This is a genomic window from Pontibacter pudoricolor, assembly GCF_010092985.1.
Classification (GTDB): domain Bacteria; phylum Bacteroidota; class Bacteroidia; order Cytophagales; family Hymenobacteraceae; genus Pontibacter; species Pontibacter pudoricolor.
In genome coordinates, this window is the sequence record NZ_CP048106.1 from 2,036,662 (window position 1) to 2,062,565 (window position 25,904).

The 25,904-nt window shown below is 46.3% G+C and carries 20 protein-coding genes; 14 read left to right on the forward strand and 6 right to left on the reverse strand.

Translation table 11 applies throughout. The features are described from left to right. Positions 1 to 408: 408 nt before the first annotated feature. Complete coding sequence (gene dnaG, locus GSQ66_RS08735) at positions 409 to 2,316, reverse strand: DNA primase (protein ID WP_162427121.1); 1,908 nt, start codon at positions 2,314 to 2,316, stop codon at positions 409 to 411. A gap of 335 nt (positions 2,317 to 2,651) precedes the next feature. Here dnaG and GSQ66_RS08740 point away from each other — a divergent pair, with 335 nt between their 5' ends. The 4 genes from GSQ66_RS08740 to GSQ66_RS08755 all read left to right on the forward strand — a co-directional run bounded on the left by GSQ66_RS08740 (position 2,652) and on the right by GSQ66_RS08755 (position 7,732). Next, a complete protein-coding gene (locus GSQ66_RS08740; RefSeq protein ID WP_162427122.1) occupies positions 2,652 to 3,755 on the forward strand; it encodes an Mrp/NBP35 family ATP-binding protein in 1,104 nt (367 codons plus the stop codon). A 6-nt stretch (positions 3,756 to 3,761) separates the two neighbouring features. Beyond that, positions 3,762 to 4,031 (forward strand): NifU family protein, encoded by a 270-nt coding sequence (locus GSQ66_RS08745; protein WP_162427123.1) that lies wholly within the window; start codon positions 3,762 to 3,764, stop codon positions 4,029 to 4,031. Between the two features lie 1,368 nt (positions 4,032 to 5,399). Then, positions 5,400 to 6,671, forward strand: coding sequence for a fumarylacetoacetase (fahA, locus tag GSQ66_RS08750; protein ID WP_162427124.1), 1,272 nt, complete (start codon positions 5,400 to 5,402; stop codon positions 6,669 to 6,671). A 161-nt stretch (positions 6,672 to 6,832) separates the two neighbouring features. Next, entirely contained in the window at positions 6,833 to 7,732 is a 900-nt protein-coding gene (locus GSQ66_RS08755) for a flavin reductase family protein (RefSeq protein WP_162427125.1), read from the forward strand. 159 nt (positions 7,733 to 7,891) lie between these two features. Here the strand turns inward: GSQ66_RS08755 and GSQ66_RS08760 are convergent, their stop codons facing one another. From GSQ66_RS08760 to porX, 3 genes are read right to left on the reverse strand one after another with little or no spacing between them, the layout of a single operon-like run. Beyond that, on the reverse strand, positions 7,892 to 9,115 hold the full coding sequence (locus tag GSQ66_RS08760; RefSeq protein ID WP_162427126.1) for an alanine dehydrogenase: 1,224 nt from the start codon (positions 9,113 to 9,115) through the stop codon (positions 7,892 to 7,894). A gap of 1 nt (position 9,116) precedes the next feature. Then, positions 9,117 to 9,563, reverse strand: coding sequence for a tRNA (adenosine(37)-N6)-threonylcarbamoyltransferase complex ATPase subunit type 1 TsaE (gene tsaE / locus GSQ66_RS08765; protein ID WP_238395878.1), 447 nt, complete (start codon positions 9,561 to 9,563; stop codon positions 9,117 to 9,119). Further along, positions 9,556 to 11,118 carry a T9SS response regulator signal transducer PorX gene (gene porX / locus GSQ66_RS08770; RefSeq protein WP_162427127.1) on the reverse strand — a complete coding sequence of 521 codons (1,563 nt, stop codon included), beginning with the start codon at positions 11,116 to 11,118 and terminating at the stop codon, positions 9,556 to 9,558. The genes tsaE and porX overlap by 8 nt, the downstream gene beginning before the upstream one ends. A 210-nt stretch (positions 11,119 to 11,328) precedes the next feature. Here porX and GSQ66_RS08775 point away from each other — a divergent pair, with 210 nt between their 5' ends. The 6 genes from GSQ66_RS08775 to GSQ66_RS08800 all read left to right on the forward strand — a co-directional run bounded on the left by GSQ66_RS08775 (position 11,329) and on the right by GSQ66_RS08800 (position 18,332). After that, on the forward strand, positions 11,329 to 12,558 hold the full coding sequence (locus GSQ66_RS08775) for an HD domain-containing protein (RefSeq protein ID WP_162427128.1): 1,230 nt from the start codon (positions 11,329 to 11,331) through the stop codon (positions 12,556 to 12,558). Positions 12,559 to 13,546: 988 nt separating this feature from the next. Further along, on the forward strand, positions 13,547 to 14,569 hold the full coding sequence (gene lpxD, locus GSQ66_RS08780; RefSeq protein WP_162427129.1) for a UDP-3-O-(3-hydroxymyristoyl)glucosamine N-acyltransferase: 1,023 nt from the start codon (positions 13,547 to 13,549) through the stop codon (positions 14,567 to 14,569). A 163-nt stretch (positions 14,570 to 14,732) separates the two neighbouring features. Next, positions 14,733 to 16,127 (forward strand): bifunctional UDP-3-O-[3-hydroxymyristoyl] N-acetylglucosamine deacetylase/3-hydroxyacyl-ACP dehydratase, encoded by a 1,395-nt coding sequence (locus GSQ66_RS08785; RefSeq protein WP_162427130.1) that lies wholly within the window; start codon positions 14,733 to 14,735, stop codon positions 16,125 to 16,127. Then, positions 16,124 to 16,915 (forward strand): acyl-ACP--UDP-N-acetylglucosamine O-acyltransferase, encoded by a 792-nt coding sequence (lpxA, locus tag GSQ66_RS08790; protein WP_162427131.1) that lies wholly within the window; start codon positions 16,124 to 16,126, stop codon positions 16,913 to 16,915. The genes GSQ66_RS08785 and lpxA overlap by 4 nt, the downstream gene beginning before the upstream one ends. Further along, positions 16,905 to 17,549 carry an ABC transporter ATP-binding protein gene (locus GSQ66_RS08795; protein WP_162427132.1) on the forward strand — a complete coding sequence of 215 codons (645 nt, stop codon included), beginning with the start codon at positions 16,905 to 16,907 and terminating at the stop codon, positions 17,547 to 17,549. The genes lpxA and GSQ66_RS08795 overlap by 11 nt, the downstream gene beginning before the upstream one ends. A 75-nt stretch (positions 17,550 to 17,624) precedes the next feature. Then, entirely contained in the window at positions 17,625 to 18,332 is a 708-nt protein-coding gene (locus GSQ66_RS08800; protein WP_162427133.1) for a YebC/PmpR family DNA-binding transcriptional regulator, read from the forward strand. A 363-nt stretch (positions 18,333 to 18,695) separates the two neighbouring features. Here the strand turns inward: GSQ66_RS08800 and GSQ66_RS08805 are convergent, their stop codons facing one another. Together GSQ66_RS08805 and GSQ66_RS08810 are read right to left on the reverse strand one after the other, a co-directional pair. Continuing rightward, the gene (locus tag GSQ66_RS08805) at positions 18,696 to 19,979 is read right to left on the reverse strand and encodes an erythromycin esterase family protein (protein WP_162427134.1); all 1,284 of its coding nucleotides are present in this window, start codon (positions 19,977 to 19,979) and stop codon (positions 18,696 to 18,698) included. Positions 19,980 to 20,121: 142 nt separating this feature from the next. After that, complete coding sequence (locus tag GSQ66_RS08810) at positions 20,122 to 20,856, reverse strand: DUF4197 domain-containing protein (protein ID WP_162427135.1); 735 nt, start codon at positions 20,854 to 20,856, stop codon at positions 20,122 to 20,124. Between the two features lie 231 nt (positions 20,857 to 21,087). Here GSQ66_RS08810 and GSQ66_RS08815 point away from each other — a divergent pair, with 231 nt between their 5' ends. The 4 genes from GSQ66_RS08815 to GSQ66_RS08830 all read left to right on the forward strand — a co-directional run bounded on the left by GSQ66_RS08815 (position 21,088) and on the right by GSQ66_RS08830 (position 25,164). Then, a complete protein-coding gene (locus GSQ66_RS08815) occupies positions 21,088 to 22,347 on the forward strand; it encodes a competence/damage-inducible protein A (RefSeq protein WP_162427136.1) in 1,260 nt (419 codons plus the stop codon). 151 nt (positions 22,348 to 22,498) lie between these two features. Then, positions 22,499 to 23,854: a dihydrolipoamide acetyltransferase family protein gene (locus GSQ66_RS08820; protein ID WP_162427137.1), complete on the forward strand. Its 1,356-nt coding sequence runs from the start codon at positions 22,499 to 22,501 to the stop codon at positions 23,852 to 23,854. Positions 23,855 to 24,005: 151 nt separating this feature from the next. Further along, entirely contained in the window at positions 24,006 to 24,521 is a 516-nt protein-coding gene (locus tag GSQ66_RS08825) for a hypothetical protein (protein WP_162427138.1), read from the forward strand. Positions 24,522 to 24,570: 49 nt separating this feature from the next. Further along, entirely contained in the window at positions 24,571 to 25,164 is a 594-nt protein-coding gene (locus tag GSQ66_RS08830) for a hypothetical protein (protein WP_162427139.1), read from the forward strand. Positions 25,165 to 25,904: the final 740 nt, after the last annotated feature.

The window sequence follows — 25,904 nt, forward strand, 5'->3', positions numbered from 1 at the left end:
GGCAGATATTCGGAAAACTGAACAAAGGTAGAAAGTAAAAGACCTTCTCTAAAGGAAAGATGCTAATTTTTATAGTTGAGCGGGAGATTGTATAGTTACAGTAACTATAGCAGGTGCGATTTATAGTTTGAACTATAGTTTGCCGGTTCACAACGGGTGCTCATTCGGATTTATAATATGGATTAGCAGAGTTATTTTAGGTATTCCAACAATAACATCAATCCAATCAGTACAAAGGCAATACCTCCAACATATCCTTTCAGGTGCATTATATAGCTAACAGACCAATTAGGCTTACGCCTTTTCTCATCCTTATAAGTTATATAAAGGGTTAAGAAACCAATTAGAAAAGAAATGAGAGCGTAAACTATAGACATGAAGATATAAACCTCTTTCCCAGCACTAATTTTACCTGTTCACAACTATACCAAGCAGGTCGCCGAGCTGTTTATAGTAGGAGCTTAAGTTCATGATCAGTTTCAGTACTCTGTCCACTTCCGTAGGGTCGGTCACAAGGCGCAGCTTTTCGCTTTCCTGCTTCAGCAGCAGTTCGGCATTTCTGCGTTTCAGGCGCATTACGGCTCTTTCGGCACCGTATGGCAGCAGGTCGGTTTCGCGGGGCACAAAAACCTGGTGCGTTTCCCAGTTAGGGCTAAGCTCGTAAGGCTCTGCTAACAGCGAAATAGATTCAGTCCTGATCTCTTCCTTCGGGAAAGTAATAAAATCATTGGCTGTCGGAAGTACGCCGCTGTTAAGTTTATCCTTTACAAAATCGATGATCTGAATATAAAGCGGCGTTACAAACTCAATGTCATCGAGCTGTTCCAGCATGTACTGGCTGGTGGTGATGCCGTCTTCCAGTTCCTGATCGGGGTAATGCAGGATCATACGCACAATTTCGCGCTCGTAACGTTTGGTCACTTCCAACTCCGGCACTTCCTTTTCAGGTTCCGGAACTATAGGTTGTGGCGTGTATGCTTCGAAGTTGCCAGCTTTCTGTTGCTGCTGGCGCTCCTGCAGGTGCATTTTATTGTACTCCGATATCAGTACCTGCTCATCAATATCGAAAATAAGGCTGGTGCTCTGAAAGAAAACCGAGCGCTTAATAGAATCCGGAATTTTAGAGATACTGGTTACGATCTCGCGAATCGCTTCAGCTTTCTTTACCGGATTCCCCTTGGATTCTTCGGCATACAGGCTCGACTTGTAAGAGATAAAATCCTGGGCATGCTGCTTTACATAGGCCTTAAAGGCTGTGTCGCCTACTTTCTGAATGTAGGAATCCGGGTCTTCGCCTTCAGGGAATGTAACAACCTGCACGTTCAGTCCCTGTTCCAGGATCAAATCAATACCACGCAACGACGCTTTTATACCCGCTGCATCGCCATCATACAAAACGGTAATGTTATGCGTATAGCGCGCAATCAGCTTTATCTGCCCTTCGGTAAGCGACGTACCCGACGACGAAACCACATTCTCGATGCCGCCCTGGTGCAACGAGATCACATCCAGGTAACCTTCCACCAGGAAACACATGTCCTGCATGCGCATCGCCTGCTTTGCCTGGAACAAACCGTAAAGCACATTGCTCTTGTGGTAAATTTCAGACTCCGGCGAGTTCAGGTATTTCGGGCTCTTTTTGTCGTTTGATTTAAGCGTACGTGCGCCAAAGCCCACTACCCTACCCGACACGTTATGGATCGGGAACATGACACGCGCCCGGAACCTGTCGTAACGCTTATCTTCTTTAACTATAGTTAGGCCGGTAGCCTCTAAATAGTGTTGTTTGTACCCTTCTTTTAAAGCTGCATCGGTCAGGTCGCTCCACGCTTCTACACTATAGCCCAGCTCAAACTTTTTTATAGTTGCCGCACTCATACCCCGTTGCTTCAGGTACGATTGGCCTATACTTCCTTCCTCGTGGTTAAATAAGTTGTGCTGAAAATGCTTGTTGGCGAAATCCGAAACTATAAATAAGCTGTCGCGCTCGCTTTGCTCCTGGCTGTATTCGTTCGTTTCTTCTTCCGGAACTTCTATGCCGTATTTTTTGGCAAGATGCTTCAGGGCCTCGGGGAAGCTGGCGCCTTCCACATCCATAATAAACTGTACCGAGTTACCCGCTTTGCCGCAACCAAAGCATTTGTAAATGCCTTTAGCCGGTGATACAGAGAAAGATGGAGATTTTTCGTGGTGAAAAGGACAACAGGCCCACATGTTCTGCCCTTTTTTCTTCAGAGAAACGTAATCGCCCACCACCTCCACTATATCAGCCTGGAGAATTATCTGGTCAACGGTTTCTTTTGGAATAAGGGACATGCTACTACACTTTTGCGGGATGACAAAGATAACAGATACTTCGAATTTCGAACGAGCTGTTGCGTGAATTTAAATTTGCCGGAACTATAGTTCAACGCAAAAAGCAGGCAGCTCAAACCTTATCGGCTTTAACTTGTAGTTACTTAAACTATGGAACCAACTTTCAACCTCCGTAATTGAGTTGTTCGCTGGACTTAGGATAGTTGCGGGATCGTGCTTAAACCTGAGCTTTTCTGTTTCAAAACTGACAAACATCATCGCTACATCGATCTGCATCTGTTGTATTTTGTTTGTATCTTTGCAGCAGAATTGAGCGCAAGCTTCACATTACAACTATGGCTATTACAAAAAAAGATATACTAAAAGCCCTCAGCTATGTAGAGGAACCCGATCTTGGCAAAGACCTGGTTACGCTGAACATGATTGAGGATGTACAGGTAGATGGCAAAAATGTAAGCTTTACTGTTATACTTACTACTCCAGCCTGCCCGCTTAAAGACATGATCCGTAACGCCTGCGTGCGCGCCATCCATACGATGGTGGACAAAGATGCAGAAGTTACCGTGAACATGACCTCGCGCGTTACCACTGCCCGTACTGATAATGCTGCTGTTGTAGGCGGCGTTAAAAATATTATTGCCATTGCATCCGGTAAAGGTGGCGTAGGTAAATCTACGGTTACATCTAACCTGGCAATTGCCCTTGCCGAAACCGGTGCACGTGTTGGTTTGATTGATGCAGACATTTTCGGACCGTCTATGCCAACGATGTTTGGTGTGGAAGAAGAGCGTCCGCGCATGATACAGGGCGATCACGGCAAGAACTATATTGTTCCGATTGAAAAGTACGGCGTTAAAATGATGTCGATCGGCTTTTTAACTCCTGCCGATGGCGCTGTTATCTGGCGTGGCCCGATGGCGAGCTCTGCTTTAAAGCAATTCATTTCGGACGTAGACTGGGGTGACCTGGATTACCTTTTGATTGACCTTCCGCCTGGAACTTCTGACATCCACTTAACCATGGTGCAGGCCTTGCCGGTAACAGGGGCAGTTATAGTTACTACTCCGCAAAAAGTAGCCCTGGCCGATGCCATGAAAGGCTTACAAATGTTCCGTCAGCCGCAGATCAACGTTCCTGTGTTGGGCGTAGTAGAAAATATGGCGTACTTTACACCTGCCGAGCTTCCTGAAAATAAATATTATATTTTTGGCGAAGGTGGCGGTAAAGCGCTGGCAGACAAGTATGAAGTGCCACTTTTAGGCCAGATTCCGCTTGTGCAGAGTATCCGTGAAAATGGTGATGCCGGAACTCCGGTAGTTTTACAGAACGATTCTCCGGCTTCCGGTGTTTTCAGAGAGTTAGCCCAGGCTGTGGCGCAACAGGTGTCTGTTCGCAACGCAACTATAGGCAAAACGCAACCCGTAGAAATTAAAAGCTAACAAAATATGGCAGCTATTAACATAGATCAAGATTTCCTGAACCGTATAGAAGGTGCCCTGGACCAAATCAGGCCGTACCTGGAGGCAGATGGCGGCAACGTGAAAGTGCTGGAAGTAACCGAAGACATGGTGCTGAAGCTGGAATTGCTTGGCGCCTGCGGCTCCTGCCCTATGTCTACCATGACGCTGAAAGCAGGTGTAGAGCAATCTGTGTTAAGAGCCATCCCCGAAATTAAATCCGTAGAAGCCATTAACCTGACTCCTATAAACGGATAATAAGAACGTTGTTTATACTTTAAACAGCCCTGATTTCTTCGGAAGTCAGGGCTGTTTTTTTGTTCGGTGACTAATGGAATTTGCTTGATTAATAGGGAATGTAGAGACGCAATACTTTGCGTCTCCGCTATGAAACTATAGGTTTGAATAGGGGCAGGTTTGGGGGATTGCAATAGCTTTGGCTATAGTTAGTTTGTTGCAGTTCCACCTCTTCCCAGCCTTCCCCTTTTATCGAGGGCCCCCTACCCCCCAAAACAGGAGAGGGAGTTTTGTAAAAGTTATAGCTCTATAGTTCGTATTGCTGGCGCGAGTGTCCTCGCTCGTGACTTGGAATGGTGTGGAGTCTCTGACTCAGCTGGCCCGGCAGGGACAAGGAATTGTCTGAACCGGGATTAAGTGAGATTTAATGGATTTTCAGGATTAGGCTACTGCTTTAGTTGATGTTTTCGTTTTATAGTTACTGTTTTAACCCACCCCTGCCTCCTCCTAACAACAGGGGAAGGGGTTTTCCATCTGTCGCTATAGTTTAGGTTGTAGTCTTATAGTTGGGGTTTCAACCCACCCCTACCCCTCCCAGGAGGGGAATTCCGGTTGTTGCTATAGTCTAGCTATCGTTCTATAGTTTCCATTTGTCATCCCCCTGCCCCCTTCAAAGGGCGACTTTTCCGCTACTGCTTGCCCAACTGTCATTTCGACGAAAGGAGAAATCTGAATTAGCTATAGTTACAGCCTAAGATCGGACAGGTCGCGACCTGTCCCTACGAAACTATAACCACGATAAAGCGATACAACTATAGCTTCCCCTTTAAGCTATAGAGTTACTATCGAACTGATCTCAGTCTTTGGGTTGAGCACCTTGTAGATTTCCGGTGCCGCTAGGCATTTCGAGGTACGAGAAAAGGAAATGTACACCGTGCGATGCCCGAAGACGGGGCCTCCCGGCCGTGAGGGCACCAAAGCTAACTATAGAACAGTAGGTAAGTAGAGCTCCCAGGATTAAAGAAGGCTATGAAAGAAAAGGCCTGGTTCAAAGAGTAATCTATCAAACTATAGAACTCAGATTTCTCACTCTGTTCGAAATGACAAAAGCAGAACTATAGGACACGTAAGATCACTTACAACATTGCTGGTTCTTTTCGACTCGCGTCTCAAGAATGCCCGAAATAAGAAAGAATCATTTATAGGACGTATAGGATCCTAGTGATTCCTCAGTCAGGCAAAAACAAAAACCACTTCCCTCACTTTAAAACACTATAACAACTATAAATCAACCATCTGACCAGCTTACAGCGACCAACAATTCAACAATCGCCTTTCCCTTCCGTATCAAAATAACTATATTTGCCTATATTCTGACGATACAGCACTATGTTAAAAGCCAACGACCCATCCCTGCATTCCTGGATAGAAATAGCGCCAAACAGCGACTTCCCGATTCAGAACCTCCCATTCGGAATTTTTGAAACCGACGACAGAGACCCGCGTGTAGGCGTTGCCATCGGCGACTATGTCTTTGATTTACTGGCGGTGGCACGGCTTAACTTTTTCGAGCTGATCGACATTGACCCGAATATATTCCACAGGCCTTACCTGAACGATTTTATCGCCTTAGGCAAACCAACCTGGCGGGCGGTACGCAACCGTGTGTCTGCACTGCTCCGCAACGACAACGATGAAATAAGCGGCAGCAGCGAACTGATTGACAAGTGCCTGGTAAAGCAGAGCGATGTGCGCATGCTGATGCCTGTTAAAGTTGGAAACTATACCGATTTTTATTCCAGCATTGAGCATGCTACCAACGTAGGCACCATGTTCCGCGACCCTAAAAATGCGCTGTTGCCCAACTGGAAGCACATCCCGATCGGTTATCATGGCCGCGCCTCCTCTATAGTTGTTTCCGGCACCAACATCCGAAGGCCTAATGGCCAGACCAAAGCTCCGGATGCTGAGCTACCAACTTTTGGCCCTACCCGCCTCCTGGACTTTGAACTGGAAGTGGCTTTTATTACCGGCAAAGAAACCAAGTTAGGTGAAACTATAACGCCAAACGAAGCGGACAACTATATTTTCGGACTGGTGCTGTTCAACGACTGGTCGGCAAGAGATATGCAGACCTGGGAATATGTGCCGCTGGGCCCGTTCCTGGCAAAAAGTTTCGCCTCATCTATCTCGCCGTGGGTAGTTACGTTGGATGCACTGGAGCCCTTTAAAGTAAAAGGACCGGTGCAGGACCCAAAACCTCTTCCTTACCTCGAGTTTACAGGCAACCACAACTACGACATTAACCTGGAAGTGCTGATCAAGCCGGAAGGCGGACAGGAAACCAGCATTTGCCACTCGAACTATAAATACATGTACTGGAACAAGAACCAGCAGCTGGCACACCAGAGCAGCAACGGCTGCAACCTGCAGGTAGGCGACATGTATGCATCCGGAACTATAAGCGGCCATGACAAAGGCTCTTACGGATCTATGCTGGAGCTTACCTGGCGCGGAACCCAACCTATAAAATTAGCAGATGGCACCGAGCGTAAATTTATAAACGACTACGACACTGTAATTATGCGCGGCTTTGGTGAGAAAAATGGAATCCGAATTGGTTTCGGGGAAGTGAGAGGGAAGATTCTGCCTGCCCTTTAAAAGATAATTTAAAAGAGAACCTCTAAACTATAAAACCACTGCTGTGCCGGTGGTTTTATAGTTTAGAAGCAGCCGTTGCCGGCCTACCGGATTAGCCGTATATTTGAAAAGCCTGGCCCTCCGGGGCTACATCACAAACTATAGTTATACTTTGCAATTACATGTCATACAAAACCATAGATCCGCAGGACGTTAAAACCGCTGAAGTGCATGCCTTGTTGCTTGGCGCCATTGCTCCACGCCCCATTGCATTTGCCAGCACCACAGACCTGGAAGGGAACGTAAACCTTAGCCCGTTCAGCTTTTTTAATGTGTTCAGTGCAAAGCCGCCTATCCTTGTTTTCTCGCCTGCCCGCCGCGTGCGCGATAACACCAGCAAGCATACACTGGAGAATGTGATGGCTACAAAAGAAGTGGTAATCAACATTGCCAACTATAGCATTGTAGAGCAGATGTCGCTGGCCAGTACGGAGTATGACCGTGGCATAAACGAATTTGTAAAGTCGGGTTTAACGCCGGAAGCATCTGTATTAATTGCACCTCCCCGCGTTAAGGAAGCGCCGGTTTCATTTGAATGTAAGGTAAACGAAGTGATCAGTCTGGGTCCGGAAGGTGGGGCCGGTAACCTGGTGATCTGCGAAGTACTGCTGATGCATGTGAACGAAGACATACTGGATGAGAACGGTAAGATCGATCCTTTTAAGCTGGATGGTGTTGCCCGTATGGGAGGCGATTATTACCTGCGTGCCAACGGCGATTGCATTTTTGAACTCCCTAAACCGGTAAAAAACAGAGGCATTGGCATAGATATGCTGCCTGCACACATCCGGAACAGTAACATACTTACCGGCAACAATCTGGCCCGGCTTGGCAACTCCGAAACGATACCTACCCACGCTGAAGTAGAAGCATTTAAAGCTGAACCTATAGTTGCATATACACTGAATAAATACAAATCTGACCCTGGAATGCTGAAACAGGAGCTGGAAAAGCTAGGAAAAAAATTACTGGAAGATAACCAGGTAAATGAAGCCTGGAAGGTGTTACTGATGAATCAGTGATTGAGGAAATCGTTGCCTGATCATTAAAATCTTCTGAACTATAGTTTTTAGATTAAGGCTGATTAGTAAATTATCAGGCCAATAAAAAAGAGACGTATCAATTACGTCTCTTTTTTATTATAGCTTATATCACAGTTTAATCCCCTTAATCACTGGTCTCTAGTTACGGACCGCGATCATCAAACCTAGTTCTTTGTAACGCATGCCGAAACGCTTAGCAATCTGGGCATTAGTAAGGCTACCTTTGTAAATGTAAACGCCACTACGGTAATGCTCATTTGTAAACAGCACCTCGCTTACACCACCATATTTGGATATCTCGGTCAGAATGGGTGTAAAGATGTTGCTTAGCGCTGACGTAGCCGTACGTGGCACGCGCGAAGGAATATTAGGTACGCAGTAATGGATAATGTCGTATTTGCGGTATATCGGGCGACTGTGGGATGTTAGTTCAGAGGTCTCAAAACAACCGCCATGGTCAATGCATACATCAATGATCACTGAACCAGGATTCATCTGCGCCACGATGCTTTCTTCCACCATACACGGCATGCGGCCATCTTCTGCCACCAATGCGCCAATAACCACATCAGCCTGCTTTATTTCGTGATAGAGTACAGTTTTATCCAGTGTAGATGTGAACAGCTGCGTACCAACATTATGCTTCAGGCGGCGGAGTTTATAAATATGGTTATCAAACACCTTAACTTCTGCGCCTAAACCCAAGGCTGCACGCGCGGCATATTCGGCTACGGTGCCGGCGCCAAGGATAACAACTTTGCTTGGCGGCACACCTGTAATACCACCTAATATAATGCCGCGTCCGTCGTTGCTGATGCTTAAGTACTCCGCAGCAATTAACATCACCGTGCTCCCTGCAATCTCGCTCATGGCGCGCACAACAGGTTTTGAATCTGATTTGTCGCGGAGCAGCTCGTAGGAGATAGCGTTTATTTTTTTACGGAGCAGGGCATTTATATAGTCACCTGTAAGGCTACCAAACTGCAGGGCAGAAATTAATGTTTGCCCGGGCCGCAGGTACTCAATTTCATCGTTGGTGGGTGGCGCTACTTTAAGTATGATATCGGCATCATACACTTCTTTTGTCGAATACACAACTTTGGCTCCTGCCTCCGAAAACTCGTTATCGGAATACTTTGAAGGGCTTCCGGCTCCTGCTTCTATCCAGATGCGGTGACCGTGGTCGGTCAGCTGCTTTACGGCATCAGGTGTAAGGCCGATACGGTTCTCCTGGAACGACGATTCTTTTGGTATACCGATGAAAAGATTCTTTCGTCGTTCTTCTACCGCCAGCATCGACTCTTTCGGGTAAAGTGCCTGTCCGGCTATTCTTCCAATTTCTACGGCGAATCGCTCCGTCATATTATACCTTATTTATCGTCATAGTACGCACCTCGCTGTTTGCGTCGGGCTGCAGGGTTACAAGCAGGTAATGTTCCGGCAACAAATTCGGGATCAGGGAGGGCCACTCGATCAGGCAAATGTTACCTGAATCAAAGTATTCCAGCGCCCCGATGTTCAGTGCTTCGCGCTCATCGCTTATCCTATAAAAATCGAAATGGTAAATAAGTTTCCCTGTTTCCGTTTCGTATTCGTTTACCAGTGCAAAAGTTGGACTGCTTACATTTTCCTGCACGCCCATCTGGCGACAGAATTCCTTTATTAAGGTAGTTTTACCGGCTCCCATCGGGCCTTCAAAAAGTATAACCGGCTCTTCGCTGGCTGCTTCCAGCAACATGGTAGCTGCTGCAGGCAGATCATCCAGCGATGTCATTTTAAAAAGAGCCTTCTCTACTCCGGTATTATACATTTTTAGGTGTAAGGGTTATAAACGGTATAATGCATTCCTCCAACGATACCCCGCCATGCTGGAACGTGTCTTTGTAATAGTTCACGTAATAGTTATAATTGTTAGGGTACGCGAAAAAATAATCTTCTATTGCAAACACAAACGTAGTAGAAACATTGGCCTTTGGCAAGAAAAATCTCTCGGGCTTGCGCACAGTAAATACATCTTTATCCGTGTAACCCAGGTTTTTACCATGCTTGTAGCGCAGGTTAGTATTGGTCTGGCGGTCGCCGATGATCTTAAAAGGTCTTTTAACACGGATTGTACCGTGGTCGGTGGTGATGATCAATCTGCCTTTTTTCTCGGCTATAGCTTTCAGTGTATCAAACAAAGGCGAGTGCAGGAACCATGATCTGGTAATGGAGCGGTAAGCCGACTCGTCCGGGGCCAGTTCGCGCACCATGTTACTGTCTGTGCGGGCATGCGACAGCATATCCACGAAGTTATAAACTATAACATTCAGCTTGTTATTATCAAGGTTACTGAACTTGCTTAACAGATCCTTGCCGGCCGCTACGTTGGTTATTTTATGGTAACTATGTTTGTCAGTAACCTTATTCTGCTGAAACTGGATATCTAAAAACTCGGGTTCGTTCAGGTTTTTGCCTTCATCTTCATCATCGCTTACCCATAGGTTCGGGTATTTTTTAGCGATATCGTTGGGCAGCATTCCTGAGAAAATAGCATTACGGGCGTAAGCGGTAGTTGTCGGAAGTATAGAATAATACATTTCCTCCGAATCCACAGTAAAGTAGTCGTTAATGATCGGCTCCAGCACTTTCCATTGGTCGTAACGCAGGTTATCTATCAGCACAAAGTATACCGGTCGGTCAGACTCCTTCATCATCGGAAAAACGCGTTCCTTAAATATCTGGTGCGACATTAAAGGAGCATCATCTGAGTCGTTGTTTATCCAGTCCTCATAGTTTTCCATGATAAACTTGGCGAAGTTGGAGTTTGCCTCATCTTTCTGCATGTTTATCACATCGGCCATGCTTTTGTTTTCTGTCTCGTCTATCTCCAGTTCCCAGTAAGTTAGCTTCTTATAGATATCGGCCCACTCTCCCGGGCTCAGTCGCTCGCCAAAGGCCATACCCAACTGGCGGAAATCACGCTGATAACTCTGGTTGGTTCTTTCAGAAACAAGGCGTTTATTTTCGAGCGCTTTTTTAACAGAAAGCAGGATCTGATTTGGGTTAAGCGGCTTTATAAGGTAGTCAGTAATTTTAGCCCCGATAGCCTCTTCCATAATATGCTCTTCCTCGCTTTTCGTGATCATGATCACGGGCATGGCCGGGCGAATGGTTTTGATCTCGTTCAGCGTTTCGAGTCCGCTTATGCCCGGCATGTTTTCATCCAGAAATACTACATCGTAAGGCTGTTCCTGTACTTTATCAATGGCATCGGTGCCACTGTTTACCGGGGTAATGTCGTAACCTTTGTCTTCCAGGAACAGAATATGGGGTTTGAGCAGGTCGATCTCGTCATCGGCCCATAAAATCGTATATCTTTGCATAGTTTTAGTTTTGGTAGTAGTTGAGCGTTAAATGGTTGAACTGGTACATGAGCATTTCATAAGGCCTTACTACTTCATCGTACGAAAAATAGTATCAGATTACTGTAATCAGCGAGGACTTTATACTATGCTTTTACTGAACAGGCTATGGTCCCGTTAAACTATAAACAAATTAATAATCAATAAGTTACAATTAACTTTCAGGTTCTGGTGAACAAGAAAAAAATCTTTAACGACCCGGTATACGGTTTTATAACAGTTCCGTCTGAGCTCTTGTTCGATATTATCGACCACCCGTACTTCCAGCGCCTTCGCCGCATTAAACAGCTTGGACTTACCGAGATGGTTTACCCGGGCGCATTGCATACGCGTTTTCATCATGCGCTGGGTGCCATGCACCTGATGAATACGGCCTTACAAACTTTGAAAAGTAAAAATAACGAAATTTCCGATAAAGAATTTGAAGCGTCGTTAATTGCCATCCTGCTGCACGACATCGGCCACGGCCCTTTCTCACATGCCCTCGAAACCGCCATTTTTAAGGAAGTACATCACGAGCATCTGTCGCTGCACATCATGCATATGCTTAACGAAGAATTTGGCGGAAGATTGGGCCTTGCCATCGATATATTTACAGATAAATATGAGCGCCGGTTTTTCCATCAACTGGTTTCTAGCCAACTGGACGTAGACCGCCTTGATTACCTGAACCGCGACAGCTTTTACACCGGTGTATACGAAGGCAAAATAGGCGCAGACCGTATCATAAAAATGCTGGATGTAGCCAACGACAAGCTCGTTGTGGAAGAGAAAGCGATCTATAGTATAGAGAACTTCCTGGTTAGCCGCCGCCTGATGTACTGGCAGGTTTACCTGCATAAAACCGTGATCAGTGCCGAAAACATGGTGTTGCGCGCCGTACAACGTGCCCGCCAGCTACTGCAGCAAGGCATTGATGTACCGGCTAGTCCCTGCCTTAAATTCTTTCTTGCCTCAGACCTGACCATGAAGCATTTTGAAGAGGATGCAACCATACTGGAGCGCTTTGTAAGCCTGGATGATCATGACGTCTGGAGTGGCATTAAACAATGGGCGTCGCACTCCGACAGTATTCTCTCCTACCTGTCCGGCTGTATTTTAAACAGAAAGCTATTTAAGGTGATCATTTCCAATAAACCGGTCGATGAAGAAATGATGTTGGGCATCAGCGAACTGATACAGGACCGTTTTAAAGTTGCAAATGAAGATATCAAGTACCTGATGATATCCGGAAAGATCAGTAATAACGCGTACCAATCCGAAGGCCAATCTATCGATATACTGACCAAAGCCGGTTATATAGTGGATGCTGCTGATGCTTCGGACCTGCCAAACATACAGGCGTTAAGTAATAAGGTGGAGAAATATTATGTGTGTTACCCAAGGGAAGTAGCGCATTAATAGTATAAAGTTTTTAGTCGCTAGCAGCTTGCACAGTTCCTGCTAGCGACTGATCTATAGTTCTATTTCTCTTCTTTTGTCATCCCGAGCTTTAGCCGAGGGATCTTAATTATCCTATAGTTCTGCTTTTGTCATTTCGAACAGCGTGAGAAATCTGGATTCTATAGTGAGCTATAATTGCAGCTGGAACCTAGCCTTCTTTTTCATAGCCTTCTTCAATCCTGGGAGCTTTACTAGCCTACTGTTTCAATTTAGCTTTGGTGCCCTCACGGCCGGGAGGCCCCGTCTTTGGGGTAGGGGCCCTCGATAAGGGCATCGCGCTGCAGCTTTCTTGCTACCCTCGCTCTGCTCGGGTTGCCTGACGGCACCGCAACAAAGCAAAGGCGCTCAACCCAAAGACTGCGATCAGTTCGATAGCTAAATTATAGTTGATTGAGATGTTGTTGCGCTTGGCTTTATCGTGGTCATAATTCCGTAGGGACAGGCCGCGACCTGTCCGATCTTGGTCTGTAACTATAAATGGTAACACAAACTATAGCAAAGCCAGAAAAGTCCCCCTTTGAAGGGGGCAGGGGGATGACAAACGGAAACTATAGAACTTACACGCTAACTATAGCAACAGCAGAAATTCCCCTCTCGGGAGGGGTAGGGGTGGGTTAAAACGTCAACTATAAAACGACAGCCTATACTATAGTAAGGTCATAAAACTCCCCGCCTGAGAAAAGAAGGGGCTGAAGGTGCCTGGATCACTGAAACTACGAAACTATAGCTTTAACTCGAAGCTCCCCTGTTCTTAAAACAAAGCTGATGCACTTTTAAATATGCTTCACCGATTGGGATTAAGTTTAGAGTAACTATAAATCTGCAATTTCAACAACCCTCCTTCCAGAGAATTTAATCACATATCATATTCCTGCCCATTAACTTTTTATTAAGTTTGCACCCCCGAAGCGCTAGCGTTTTTGAGATTTTGCTATAATTTTACATCATGGAATTTACTGTTCAACAGATAGCTGACCTGCTACAGGGAGTAATAGAGGGAGATAACTTAGCCAAAGTCAGCACTTTAGCCAAAATAGAAGAAGCCCAAACAGGTGCTCTTGCTTTTTTGTCTAACCCGAAGTACGAACCTTATTTATATACTACCGGCGCCAGCGCAGTAATAGTTTCTGATAAACTGGAACTGAAAAAGCCTGTATCGGCAGCACTTATACGCGTTAGCGATCCTTATAGCAGCTTCTCTACCCTGTTACAGTATTACCAGGCCGCTTTACTTGCCTCCAAGACCGGGGTTGAAGAACCTTGTTTTATGGGTAGCGGCAGCGAGATCGGTGAAAACCATTATCGTGGTGCTTTTTCATACATTGGCAATAACTGCAAAATAGGTGCGAACGTGCGCATTTTCCCGCAGGTGTATATCGGCGATAACGTAACTATAGGCGACAATACCACTATTTTTGCGGGAGCTAAACTATATACCAATACTATAGTTGGCAGCAATTGCACGCTGCATGCCGGAATTGTTTTAGGAAGCGATGGTTTCGGGTTTGCCCCGCAGCCGGATGGTTCCTATAAAATGGTACCACAGATAGGCAATGTAGTGCTGGAAGATGATGTATCCATCGGGGCGAATACAACTATAGATTGTGCTACCATGGGCTCTACTATTATCCGCCAGGGCACTAAAATCGACAACCTGGTTCAGATTGCACATAATGTTGAAGTTGGCAAACATACTGTAATTGCGGCGCAGACCGGTATTTCGGGCTCAGCAAAAATTGGCAACCACTGCGTAATTGCGGGCCAGGTAGGTATAGTTGGTCATATAACTATAGCTGACAGAACTACGGTCGGCGCACAATCCGGCGTAGGCAAGACCATTAAGAAATCAGGCACGATCATTCAAGGTTCACCCGCTTTTGACTACAAACAGAACCTGCGTGCCCTTACTGTTTTCAGAAAATTACCGGAGCTTCAGCGCGAAATAGAAGCGCTACGCGATAGAATCTAACACTTCTGCACCACTGCCTGCCATAATGGAAAAATAATATTGGCAAGGCCGGATATAAAACCTTAAGTTTGCGGTAAAATGGCTGGCTGTTAAAGAAATAATTTAAACTATAACCGCTACAGCACTTGCTAAAAGCAGGCTCCAGACAAGAATAGAATAGTAAATGAACTATAAACAGCATACCATTAAAGCTCCGGTAACCGTTTCCGGTATTGGCTTGCACACAGGCGTTGTGTCTAACATGACCTTTACGCCTGCCCCTGTAAACCATGGCTATAAATTCCAGCGCATCGATTTACCGGGCCAGCCTATAGTTGCCGCCGATGTAGATAATGTGGTAGATCTTTCGCGCGGAACTACGATAGAGCAGAACGGAGCCCGGGTAAACACAGTAGAGCATACACTTGCTGCCCTGGTAGGCCTGGAAATAGACAACGTACTTATTCAGCTGGATGGCCCGGAACCGCCGATCATGGATGGTTCTTCTATTGAGTTTGTAAAAGCGTTAATAGAGGTTGGTTTACAGGAACAGAATGCACTGCGCAACTATTTTGAGTTAACGGAAGGCATTACCTATAAAGACGAAGCCCGCGGCGTTGAAATAGTTGGTTTACCGCTGAACGATTACCGCCTGACGGCAATGGTTGACTATAACTCGCCTGTTTTAGGTAGCCAGCATGCCTCTATCACCAACATGAACCAGTTTGAGAGAGAGATTGCGCCTTGCCGCACTTTCTGCTTTTTACACGAACTGGAAGCCCTGCACAAACAAAACCTGATTAAAGGCGGAAACCTGGACAATGCCATTGTTATAGTTGACCGTGTGGTGAATGATGATGAGCTGTCTTTGCTGGCTGAGATGTTGAATAAGCCAAAAGTAGAGGTTAAAGAAACAGGCACGCTGAACAATACGGAACTTCGCTTCAAGAACGAACCTGCCAGACATAAACTGCTGGACCTGATGGGCGACCTTGCCCTGATCGGCAGACCAATAAAAGGACAGATACTGGCTGCACGCCCTGGGCACGCAGCAAACATCGGCTTTGCCAAAAGAATTAAAAGAGCCATACAGGAAGCATCTATACAAAGCGTACCGGTTTACGACGAGAAGAAGCCACCTGTAATGGATATTAACCAGATCTCGGCTACACTTCCGCATCGCTACCCTTTCCTGCTTATCGATAAGATCATCCACCTGGATGAAAATACGGTGACCGGTGTGAAAAATGTAACCATGAACGAGCCTTTCTTCCAGGGCCACTTCCCGGGCAACCCGATTCTTCCGGGCGTGATCCAGATTGAGGCGATGGCACAGACAGGTGGAATTCTGGTACTGAATACTGTTGAGAATCCTGAAGATTACTGGACTTACTTCCTGGGTGTGGACAAATGCCGTTTTAAGCGCAAAGTAATTCCGGGAGATACAATCATTTTTAAATGTGAACTGCTGGCTCCTATAAAACGTGGAATAGCTAAAATGAGTGGTCAGGCTTTTGTTGGTGGCCAGCTTGTAATGGAAGCAGAAATGTCGGCAAGTATAGTTAAGAAAAACGCATGAATCAGCCATTAGCATACATCCATCCGGAAGCTAAGATAGCACACAACGTAGTGATCGAACCGTTTTCTACTATTTATAAGAATGTAGAAATTGGTGAAGGTACCTGGATCGGGCCGAACGTAACTATAATGGAAGGTGCCCGCATTGGTAAGAACTGTAAGATCTTCCCTGGTGCGGTAATCTCTTCTGTGCCACAGGACCTTAAATTCGCCGGCGAAGAAACCACTGCCGTTATCGGTGATAATACCGTTATCCGGGAGTGTGTTACCGTTAGCCGCGGAACGATAGATAAAATGCGTACCGTAGTGGGCAGCAACTGCCTTATTATGTCTTACGCCCACATCGCTCACGACTGTATAGTTGGCAATAACTGTATCGTAGTAAATGCGGTGCAGATGGCAGGTCACGTAGAAATGGGCGATTTTGCGATTATCGGCGGATCCAGCGCAGTACACCAGTTCGTGAAGATCGGTGCACATGCCATGATCTCGGGTGGTTCGCTGGTTCGTAAAGATGTTCCTCCGTATGTAAAAGCTGCCCGCGAGCCACTTACCTATGCTGGTATCAACTCAATCGGGTTGCGCCGCCGTGGCTTTACAAGCGAACAGATAAACGAAGTGCAGCAACTATACAGAACCCTGTTCATGAGCGGTTACAACACCACTGAAGCCCTGGACAAGATCGAACTGGAGATGGCACCAAGCAAAGAGCGCGACGAAATCGTAAATTTTGTACGTAACTCAGGCCGTGGCATCATTAAGAGCTACATCGGTAAAGATGCAAATTAACCTAAGCAACTTAGGTAAACGATACAATTACGAGTGGATTTTCCGGAACCTGACCTACACGTTTGAGTCAGGCACTGCTTATGCCATACTAGGGCATAACGGGTCCGGTAAATCCACTCTTCTTACTGTTTTATCGGGCCACAACCTGCACTCTGAGGGCGAGATAAACTATAAAATTGGCGGAAAAGACATATCGTCAGAAAGCGTTTTCCGTTCCCTTTCGCTTACAGCCCCTTACCTGGAACTGGTAGAAGAATTCTCGCTTTTGGAGATGATCGAGTTTCATACCCGGTTTAAACCTTTGCGCCAGAACCTTTCGGCTTTGGAACTGATCGAGCGGATGGGTTTGCAGAAATCAAAACACAAGTTTGTAAAGGATTTCTCGTCGGGGATGAAGCAGCGCCTGAAACTGGGACTGGCCATTTACTCTCAATCTGAATTATTGCTATTGGACGAGCCCACCACCAACCTGGACCAGGAAGGTGTAGCGTGGTACCAGGAACACGTGGCACAGAACAGAAGTAACCGCTTGATTATAGTTGGGTCCAATATTTTGCATGAGTATAGTTTCTGCGACCAGCACCTGCGTATTTCAGACTATCATGTGGTGCCAACAGCCAAACGCAAACTATAAAGCGTGCAAAATTGCTGATGGGCTATTAATTTTAAGGTAAGCTTTCTACATTTGTAAGTATAACAAGCAGACACCATGGGAAGAGCATTTGAATTTAGAAAAGCCCGCAAGTTTAAGCGCTGGGATAAAATGTCGAAGGCATTTACACGCCTTGGGAAAGAGATTGTGATGGCCGTTAAAGAAGCCGGACCAAACCCTGAAACAAACTCGCGCCTGCGCACGGCCATGAATAACGCAAAAGGCGTTAACATGCCGAAAGACCGCGTGGAAGCTGCTATTAAACGTGCCTCCTCTAAAGAAGAAAAAGATTACGAAGAAGTTGTGTACGAAGGTTACGGCCCGCACGGCATAGCAATACTGGTAGAAACAGCTACTGATAACATTAACCGTACCATCGCCAACATGCGCGTATACTTTTCGCGTGCTGGTGGCGCAGTTGGCAAAACCGGTTCTCTTGATTTTATTTTTACCCGCAAAGGCATCTTTAAAATAAACCCGGAAGGCGTTGACATTGAAGAACTGGAACTGGAGCTGATCGATTTTGGTGCTGATGATATTTACGAGCACGAAGGCGAAATTATAGTGGAGACTGCCTTCTCTGACTTCGGACAGATGCAGAAAGCACTGGAAGAAAAAGGCCTGAACGTAATCAGTGCGGAACTACAACGCATACCAAACACCAGAACCGAGCTTACCGACGAGCAGGCAGAAGAAATAGAAAACCTGGTTGAGAAGATTGAAGAAGATGATGACGTGCAGGCCGTTTACCATAACATGGCCTAAGCGCATCAAACTATAGTTTACTTTCAAAAGCTGCCCTAAGGCAGCTTTTGTTGTTTTAAGATATCCCGCAAGTTTAGCGGTAGTGTAACTTGTGGCTACAGTTGGTGCCAGTTTGTAACTGGCTTTCTGCGCCAGCAGAAAAGTATAGTTTAGCAGTTTATCTTCTTGAGTACGCAGGCTATAGTTCAGGAAAAGTGTAAACTATAGTTTTATAGTTGCAACTATAGTTGAGCTTGCTTTTGCAAAGCAAAGCCAGTTACAAAATGGCTCCATAAGAAACCACAAGTTACGCTACCGCTAAACTTGCGGCATGTATAATAACTTCCAAACTTCCTAAACTCTCTAACTCGCCACTCCCAAACTTTAATAGTTCCACGGGTAAAGTTCCGGCTCCTGGGTTCCGCGAGGTTTCATGTGTAACGGGTGCACAGCATCAGTTTCGTCGAAGTAAAGGAAGGCGTCGTAGCGGTCCGGAATTACAGTGGGCACATAGTTGCCGTAGGCTTCAAACTTAGCATCGTATACTACACCTATAGCCCTGTGGCCTATCCGGCGCTGTGCTATCTCTTCTATGTGCTTCAGGCCTTTACTCAGGATAAGCTTATTCTCTTCGTTTATGCTATGCAATATATCTTCCCAGCTTCCGGGTTTTGCAGGAGGAACTTCCATTTTCTGCATGGGCGCTCCCCACGACTTACTGGCAATTACATGCCCCTGGTAACTTCCGAAACCTACAAGTTTTACCTGTTCATTACCATATCTTTCGCGGGCAAGCTGGCCTATATTATACATACCATCATCTGTCATATCGGTAGCGCGGGCATCGCCAATGTGGGTGTTGTGCTCCCAAACTATAGCTTTCGAGTCGGGCCCATGCAGTTCCAGTAGCCGGTCTAAGGTTTCCATCATGTGTGTGTCGCGCACATTCCACGATTTTGCTCCACCCTGTACCATAGCCCGGTAATATTTTTCAGCATTTACAGCTACTATAGCATTCTGCTGCGTGTTAAAATCATATTCGCGGTCACCGGTATGCATTGGCGATTTAATAATGCGCTGCAACATACTGATCACTTCATCCTGGCAATCGGTTCGTACAAAAGCTGAAGCGCGGGCATATTCCTGGGGATCCCGGTTAAAGGGCTCAAAACAATTCATAGCAGAACGTGCCGCTTCCAATGCTTGTCCGTCGTTCTTTTCCAGGTATTTTAGCACCTGCTCCAGCGACTCCCACAAACTATAAACATCCAGCCCGTAAAACCCAACTTTCTGTTCCGTAGTGCGGAGGTGGTTCACATCCCGTATCCATTCCATCAGGGCTGCTACTTCCCAGTTTGCCCACATCCAGGTTGGCCATCTTCGGAACACCTGTAACACATCGGCAATCTTACTACCGGAATTCTGATATCCTTTTACAAAACGGTTGACCGCATAGCTTTCGGGCCAGTCTCCTTCCACAGCTATAAACTGGAAACCTTTTTCCTGGATCAGCCTTTTGGAAATGGCAGTGCGCCAGGTATAGTATTCAGAAGTGCCATGCGATGCTTCGCCTAACATCACGATGCGGGCGCTCCCAACTTCTTCAATCAGTTTATCAAGGTCTTTGTCTTTGGCAAGCGGAATATAAGCGATCTGTTTGTTGTCCATAGTCTGGTGGTGTTTGGGGCGTGGCGGTAACTATAAATTTGCTGTATTGTACTAACTTAAAAGCGTTTATGTTTTAAAAAATAAGCCCGCTCTGCCAAAGGGCAAAGCGGGCTCACTAAACTATAGCGGGTATTATTACTGGTTACGATTGATTCTCTTTTGAGAAAACGCGGCGCAGCAGCTCTGTTGTGCGGGCAACAGGGTTTTCACGGATCTTTAATTCTTCGTCGGCAACCAACAGGAACAACCCATCAATTGCTTTCTGGGTAGCATATTCGTCCAGGTTAGGGTTTACTTTTTGTACCAGAGGAATCTGGTTGTACTGGTTCACCAGGTCTGCATAATATTTGGTAGCATTGGTTTTTTGTAACGACTGCTGTATAACCGGCTTAAAGGCATTGGTAAGCTGCGTTGAGGTGGTTCGCTTCAGGTATTGGGTAGCAGCATCCTTATCGCCTTTCAGAATTCCCCAGGCGTCCTGTATGGTCATTTGCTTAATGGCACTCACGAAAATTGGCACAGCACTTTTAGCAGCATCTTCAGCGCCGCGGTTCAGGGTCAGTACAAAACGGTCTACTTCGCTGCCAAGGCCAATTTTACGCAAGGTGTTCTCAACACGCTGCACTTCCGGCGGAAAAGGAATGCGGATCAGTGAGTTTTTATAGTAGCCATCGGTCTGGGAAGCTTTTCCGGCCCCGTTCTTAATACCTACTTCCAGTGCCTGTCGCAAGCCAGATGCAACCTCTGATTGGGTTACAGGCGCACCAGTGGTTGTGCCGGCTAAAACGTCGTCAACGGTTTGCTGCACCTGTGCGGCGGTACATGCGCTGGCACCTATGGCCAATGCAATAAAAGAAGTGTAAAGTAATTTTTTCATATCGTTATAACATCTTTAACTTAGAGCGTGTTTAAAGTTCGCTTTTGCAAGCGGAAATTGAATAGAAAAGGTTCTGATGAAATGTTTTCTGAGCCGCATAGCAGCGCTACGTGGCGATAAAAAGATAAAGTCAGGTTCTTTTATAGACAATTTACAGTGCAAAGTATGCATTTTAATCATTCTATTTAACGTGGTTTTAAAACCCGACGCACAAATCAGACCAAAAAAACTATGGAAGCGGTAAACGCAGAGATCATCACCATCGGCGACGAAATATTATACGGCCAAATAGTGGATACCAATTCTGCCTGGATGGGTACGGAACTCACGAAGTTAGGTATAAAAGTTAAGCAGATTACCTCTATTTCGGATAATGCAGAGCATATAATAGCAGCGTTGGATGATGCCAGAACCCGCGCCGATATTATTCTGATTACAGGCGGATTAGGACCGACCAAAGACGACCTGACAAAGGATGTACTGACGGCCTACTTCCATACAACACTTAAACTGCACGAACCATCGCTGGCCGATATTGCAGCTATTTTTGAAAAGCGGGGCATTGAAGTAACCGAACTGAACCGGCAGCAGGCTTTTTTACCGGAAAGCTGCATCCCGGTACGCAATGCGCTGGGCACCGCGCCGGGCATGTGGTTTGAGCAGGACGGGAAAGTATACGTATCGATGCCGGGTGTACCGTTTGAGATGAAGCGCATGATGACCGATATTGTGCTGCCAAAACTAAAAGCCCATTTCAGAACGCCGGAGATCATCCATAAAGTAATACAAACTATAGGCATCGCCGAATCTATGCTTGCCGACAGGCTGGAGGCATGGGAACTGGCTTTGCCGCCACATATAAAACTGGCGTACCTGCCTTACCTGGCCGGCGTGCGCCTGCGCCTGACCGGAGCCGGAGATGATGCAACTATACTGGAGCAGGAACTACAGTCAGAAGTGGAGAAACTTTCCCAGATCATCCCGAAGTATATTTTTGCTTATGGCGAAGTGAGCCTGGAAGAAGCCGTCGGGAATTTGCTGAAGGCGCAGAACCTGACTATAGCTACCGCCGAAAGCTGCACCGGCGGCTACCTGGCACATAAATTCACCAGCATACCCGGCAGCTCGGCTTATTTTATGGGAAGTATAGTTGCTTACCATAACGATGTAAAAATACGCGAACTGTATGTAAATCCTGAAACCCTGCAGCAGCATGGTGCCGTAAGTGAAGCCACTGTGCGGGAGATGGCCGAAAATGTGCGGAAAAAACTAAACACAACTATAGGTGTGGCAACAAGCGGTATAGCAGGCCCTGATGGCGGAACTGCTGACAAACCCGTAGGTACGATCTGGATAGCGTATGCAGACGAACATAAAACCATAGCAAAGCAACTGAACTATAATAAAAACCGCCTGCTCAACATCGAATATACAGCTCTGGTTGCTTTAAACCTTATCCGGCAAAGTTTGGCGACAACCGTTGATGAATAGGCTAAAATCCTTAACTTTGTTTCAAAATTAGACATGTAGTATATAGATGTTAGATAATAGACTCTTGGATAAGTAATGTTGTTCAGGGTCTTTAATTCAGTTTTAAATCTATTATCTGCTACCTGATATCATAGAAAATCAACTATAAAATATGGCACTTGTAGAAATGGTTATGCCCAAAATGGGCGAGAGTATCATGGAAGGTACCGTTCTGAAATGGCTCAAAAACGTGGGTGATACCATAGAGCAGGATGAATCGGTGCTGGAAGTTGCTACTGATAAAGTAGATACAGAAGTACCTGCTATTCAGGGTGGTATTCTTAAAGAAATACTGGTACAGGAAGGCGACGTAGTAGCTGTTGGCGCGCCTATCGCAATTATTTCTACAGATGGCGAAGACACTACCGCTCCTGCTGCACCAGCTGCTGCTGAGGCTCCGGCTGCAGCTCCTCAAACCGCTCCTGCACAAGAAGCTGCTGCTACCACTGGCTCTTCGGTTGCTAAACTGGATCAGCCTGCTTCCGGTCGTTTCTACTCTCCGCTGGTACTGAACATTGCCCGCGAGGAAGGCATTTCGATGCAGGAACTGGAATATGTGCCAGGCACAGGCAAAGAAGGCCGTGTGTCTAAAAAAGATATCATGGCTTACCTGGAGAGCCGCACTAATGCACCGGCACAAGCTGCTGCTCCACAGGCGCAACCGCAAACACAGGTACAGGCTCCGGCCGCTGCATCAGCTCCTGCTGCTCAGCCACAAGCTACTGCTCCGCAGGTTAAACCGGCTGCATCGTATGGCGGTAATGTCGAGATGATCGAAATGGACCGCATGCGCAAGATGATTGCGGACCGCATGGTTGACAGCAAGCGCATTTCGCCACACGTTACGTCGTTTGTAGAAGCCGATGTAACCAACATCGTGAACTGGAGAAACAAGTGGAAAGATGTATATAAGAAGCGCGAAGGCGAGAACTTAACCTTCACTCCTATCTTCATTGACGCAATTGCGAAAGCGATCAAAGACTTCCCGATGATCAACGTATCGGTAGATGGTGGCACAATTATCCGTCACAAAGACATTAACATTGGTATGGCTGTAGCGTTGCCAAGTGGCAACCTGATCGTTCCGAACATCAAGAACGCCGACCAGCTGAACCTGAACGGGCTGACAAAGAAAGTAAATGACCTTGCAAACCGCGGACGTATAAACAAGCTGACGCCGGATGACCTGGCGGGTGGTACTTATACGGTTTCGAACGTAGGTTCATTTGGCAACGTAATGGGTACGCCTATCATTATGCAGCCGCAGGTAGCTATTATGGCCGTTGGTGCTATTAAAAAGAAGCCGGCAGTTATCGAAACTCCGGAAGGTGACTTGATCGGTATCCGTCACTTCATGTTCCTGTCGCACTCCTACGACCACCGCGTGGTGGATGGCTCGCTGGGTGGCATGTTCGTTCGCAGAGTAGCGGATTACCTGGAGCAGTTCGATGTAAACCAGACGATCTAAGTATACGATTTGATAACTATAAGGAGCCTGCTGCAGCAATGTGGCAGGCTTTCTTTTTGGTTATAGTTTTAGACATATCTTTTTATTAATATTAAAAGTATAAACTGTGGCTGCTGTAACTATAGCATCTACATAAACCAACTACAGAACTATGAGAAATATATTACCCTGGATATTAGCTGCCATTTTCCTGTTTGCAGCTATCTACTTTTACTGGCAGAAGAACGAAGCTGAGAGCCGAATGGCTATAGCAGACCGGCAGGTAGAAAAGATTGACAGTGAACTTGAACAACAAACCGAAACGGCAGACTCTCTGGAAGAAATGGTGCTTCCGCCGGACACGATGGAACTGGTGCCTCCGGGCGGCGCTTCTTTTGTTGATGAACTGGGCACCCTAAGCCAAAGTGATATTCAGAAACTACAGCGCAAAGGACTAAAATCTCCGGAAACAGACCTGATGAACGACCTGAACCGCAAGCAAAGCCAGCTCATACCTGAAAAAGGTACAATGGGCGGCACCATGACCATCCGCGACAGCCGCATTCTGAACGACCGCTACGCACTTGCTTACTATGAAGACGGCCACAACGGCGGCTATATGCTGCTGAAGTACACAGTGAATAACGGAACTATAAACTGGACCGTGGTGGATAGTTCTAAACTATAGTTCAGCACGATTATTGGAAGAGGAAGTATAAACTATAGAACCGTTGCCCATGCTGCTCATTCAAACTATACTTCCTTTTCTTTTGCTGCTACAAGCCCACGTTGGCACCTTTACTTTAAGGCAGGATCTGGAGAAGGATCTGGCAAAACTTGCCGGCACATCTGTCTTCATCAGCGATAATACTTCCGCTTCGCCATCTGTTCAAACTATAGTTGATGACCTGCAGTTGTTTGGTGTGGCAGCAACTATAGATCTGAGTAACATTAAGTATAGCCAGAGCTCACAAGGTAACCATACAATTCATGTATGGGCGTTCAAGGAGGGTGATATCACATCGCTTTACCAGATCGAAACAACTATAGCCTTAGATACTGTCGTGACGCAACGCTACCTTGAAAACCGTGCTCCTACGCAGCATCGAATACAAAACAGGTTTACCTTCCATACTTATGCCGTATCAACATCCGCCCATCCGCTCCGTTTTTACTATATGACCGAAGCTGAACAGGGTCTGTTAGAGTACAGAATAGGCAATCGCCAGGTGCTGGTAAATTACCCTGCCAAGAAGGAAGGCTTAAGTGATATACTCCCGAAAATTCAGGATCAGGTAAGTCTGGTTTTGAGTAACCTGGTAAAAAAATAAGGTCAGGAATCCCGGGTTTAGGGTTAGTGTTCACACCTCTCTCCCGGGAAGTATTTCTTTGGTCTTATTGTTAGCGTTGATCCAACCACCCCAGCTCCTTCTGAGAGACCTTCGATATCGCTTCCTGGTAGTTTACGGCCCGGAGATTTATGTCTTTGCTATAGTTGTGGTTTTACCCCTTACCAGCGTTCCACTTTTACCCAGGGCCCCTACCCCCAAAACAGGGGAAGGAGCTTTTGGACTGTCGCTATAGTTCTATAATCTATGATGCTGGCGCGAGCGTTCCCGCTCGTGACTAACTATGGCGTTGAGTCTCCTGACTCAACTGGCCCGGCAGGGACAGGCATTGTCTGAACCGGGATTAAGTGAGATTTAAAGGATTTCTGGCATTGGGCTACTGCTTTAGTTGGAGTTATAGTTCTATAGTTGTGGTTTTACCCCTTCCCAGCCTTCCCCTTTTATCGAGGGCCCCTACCCCAGAACAGGGGAAGGAGCTTTTGGCATTTACTATAGTTGAGGTTACTGTTTTATAGTTACTGCTTTAACCCACCCCTGCCCCTCCCAGGAGGGGAATTGCGGCTGTTGCTATAGTTGGTTTGATAGTTCTATAGTTACAGACCAGGATCGGACAGGTCGCGACCTGTCCCTACGGAACTACTACCACGATAAGGCGATGCAACTATAGCTGTTCAACTAAAGACGAACTATAGCTATCGAACTGATCACAGTCTTTGGGTTGA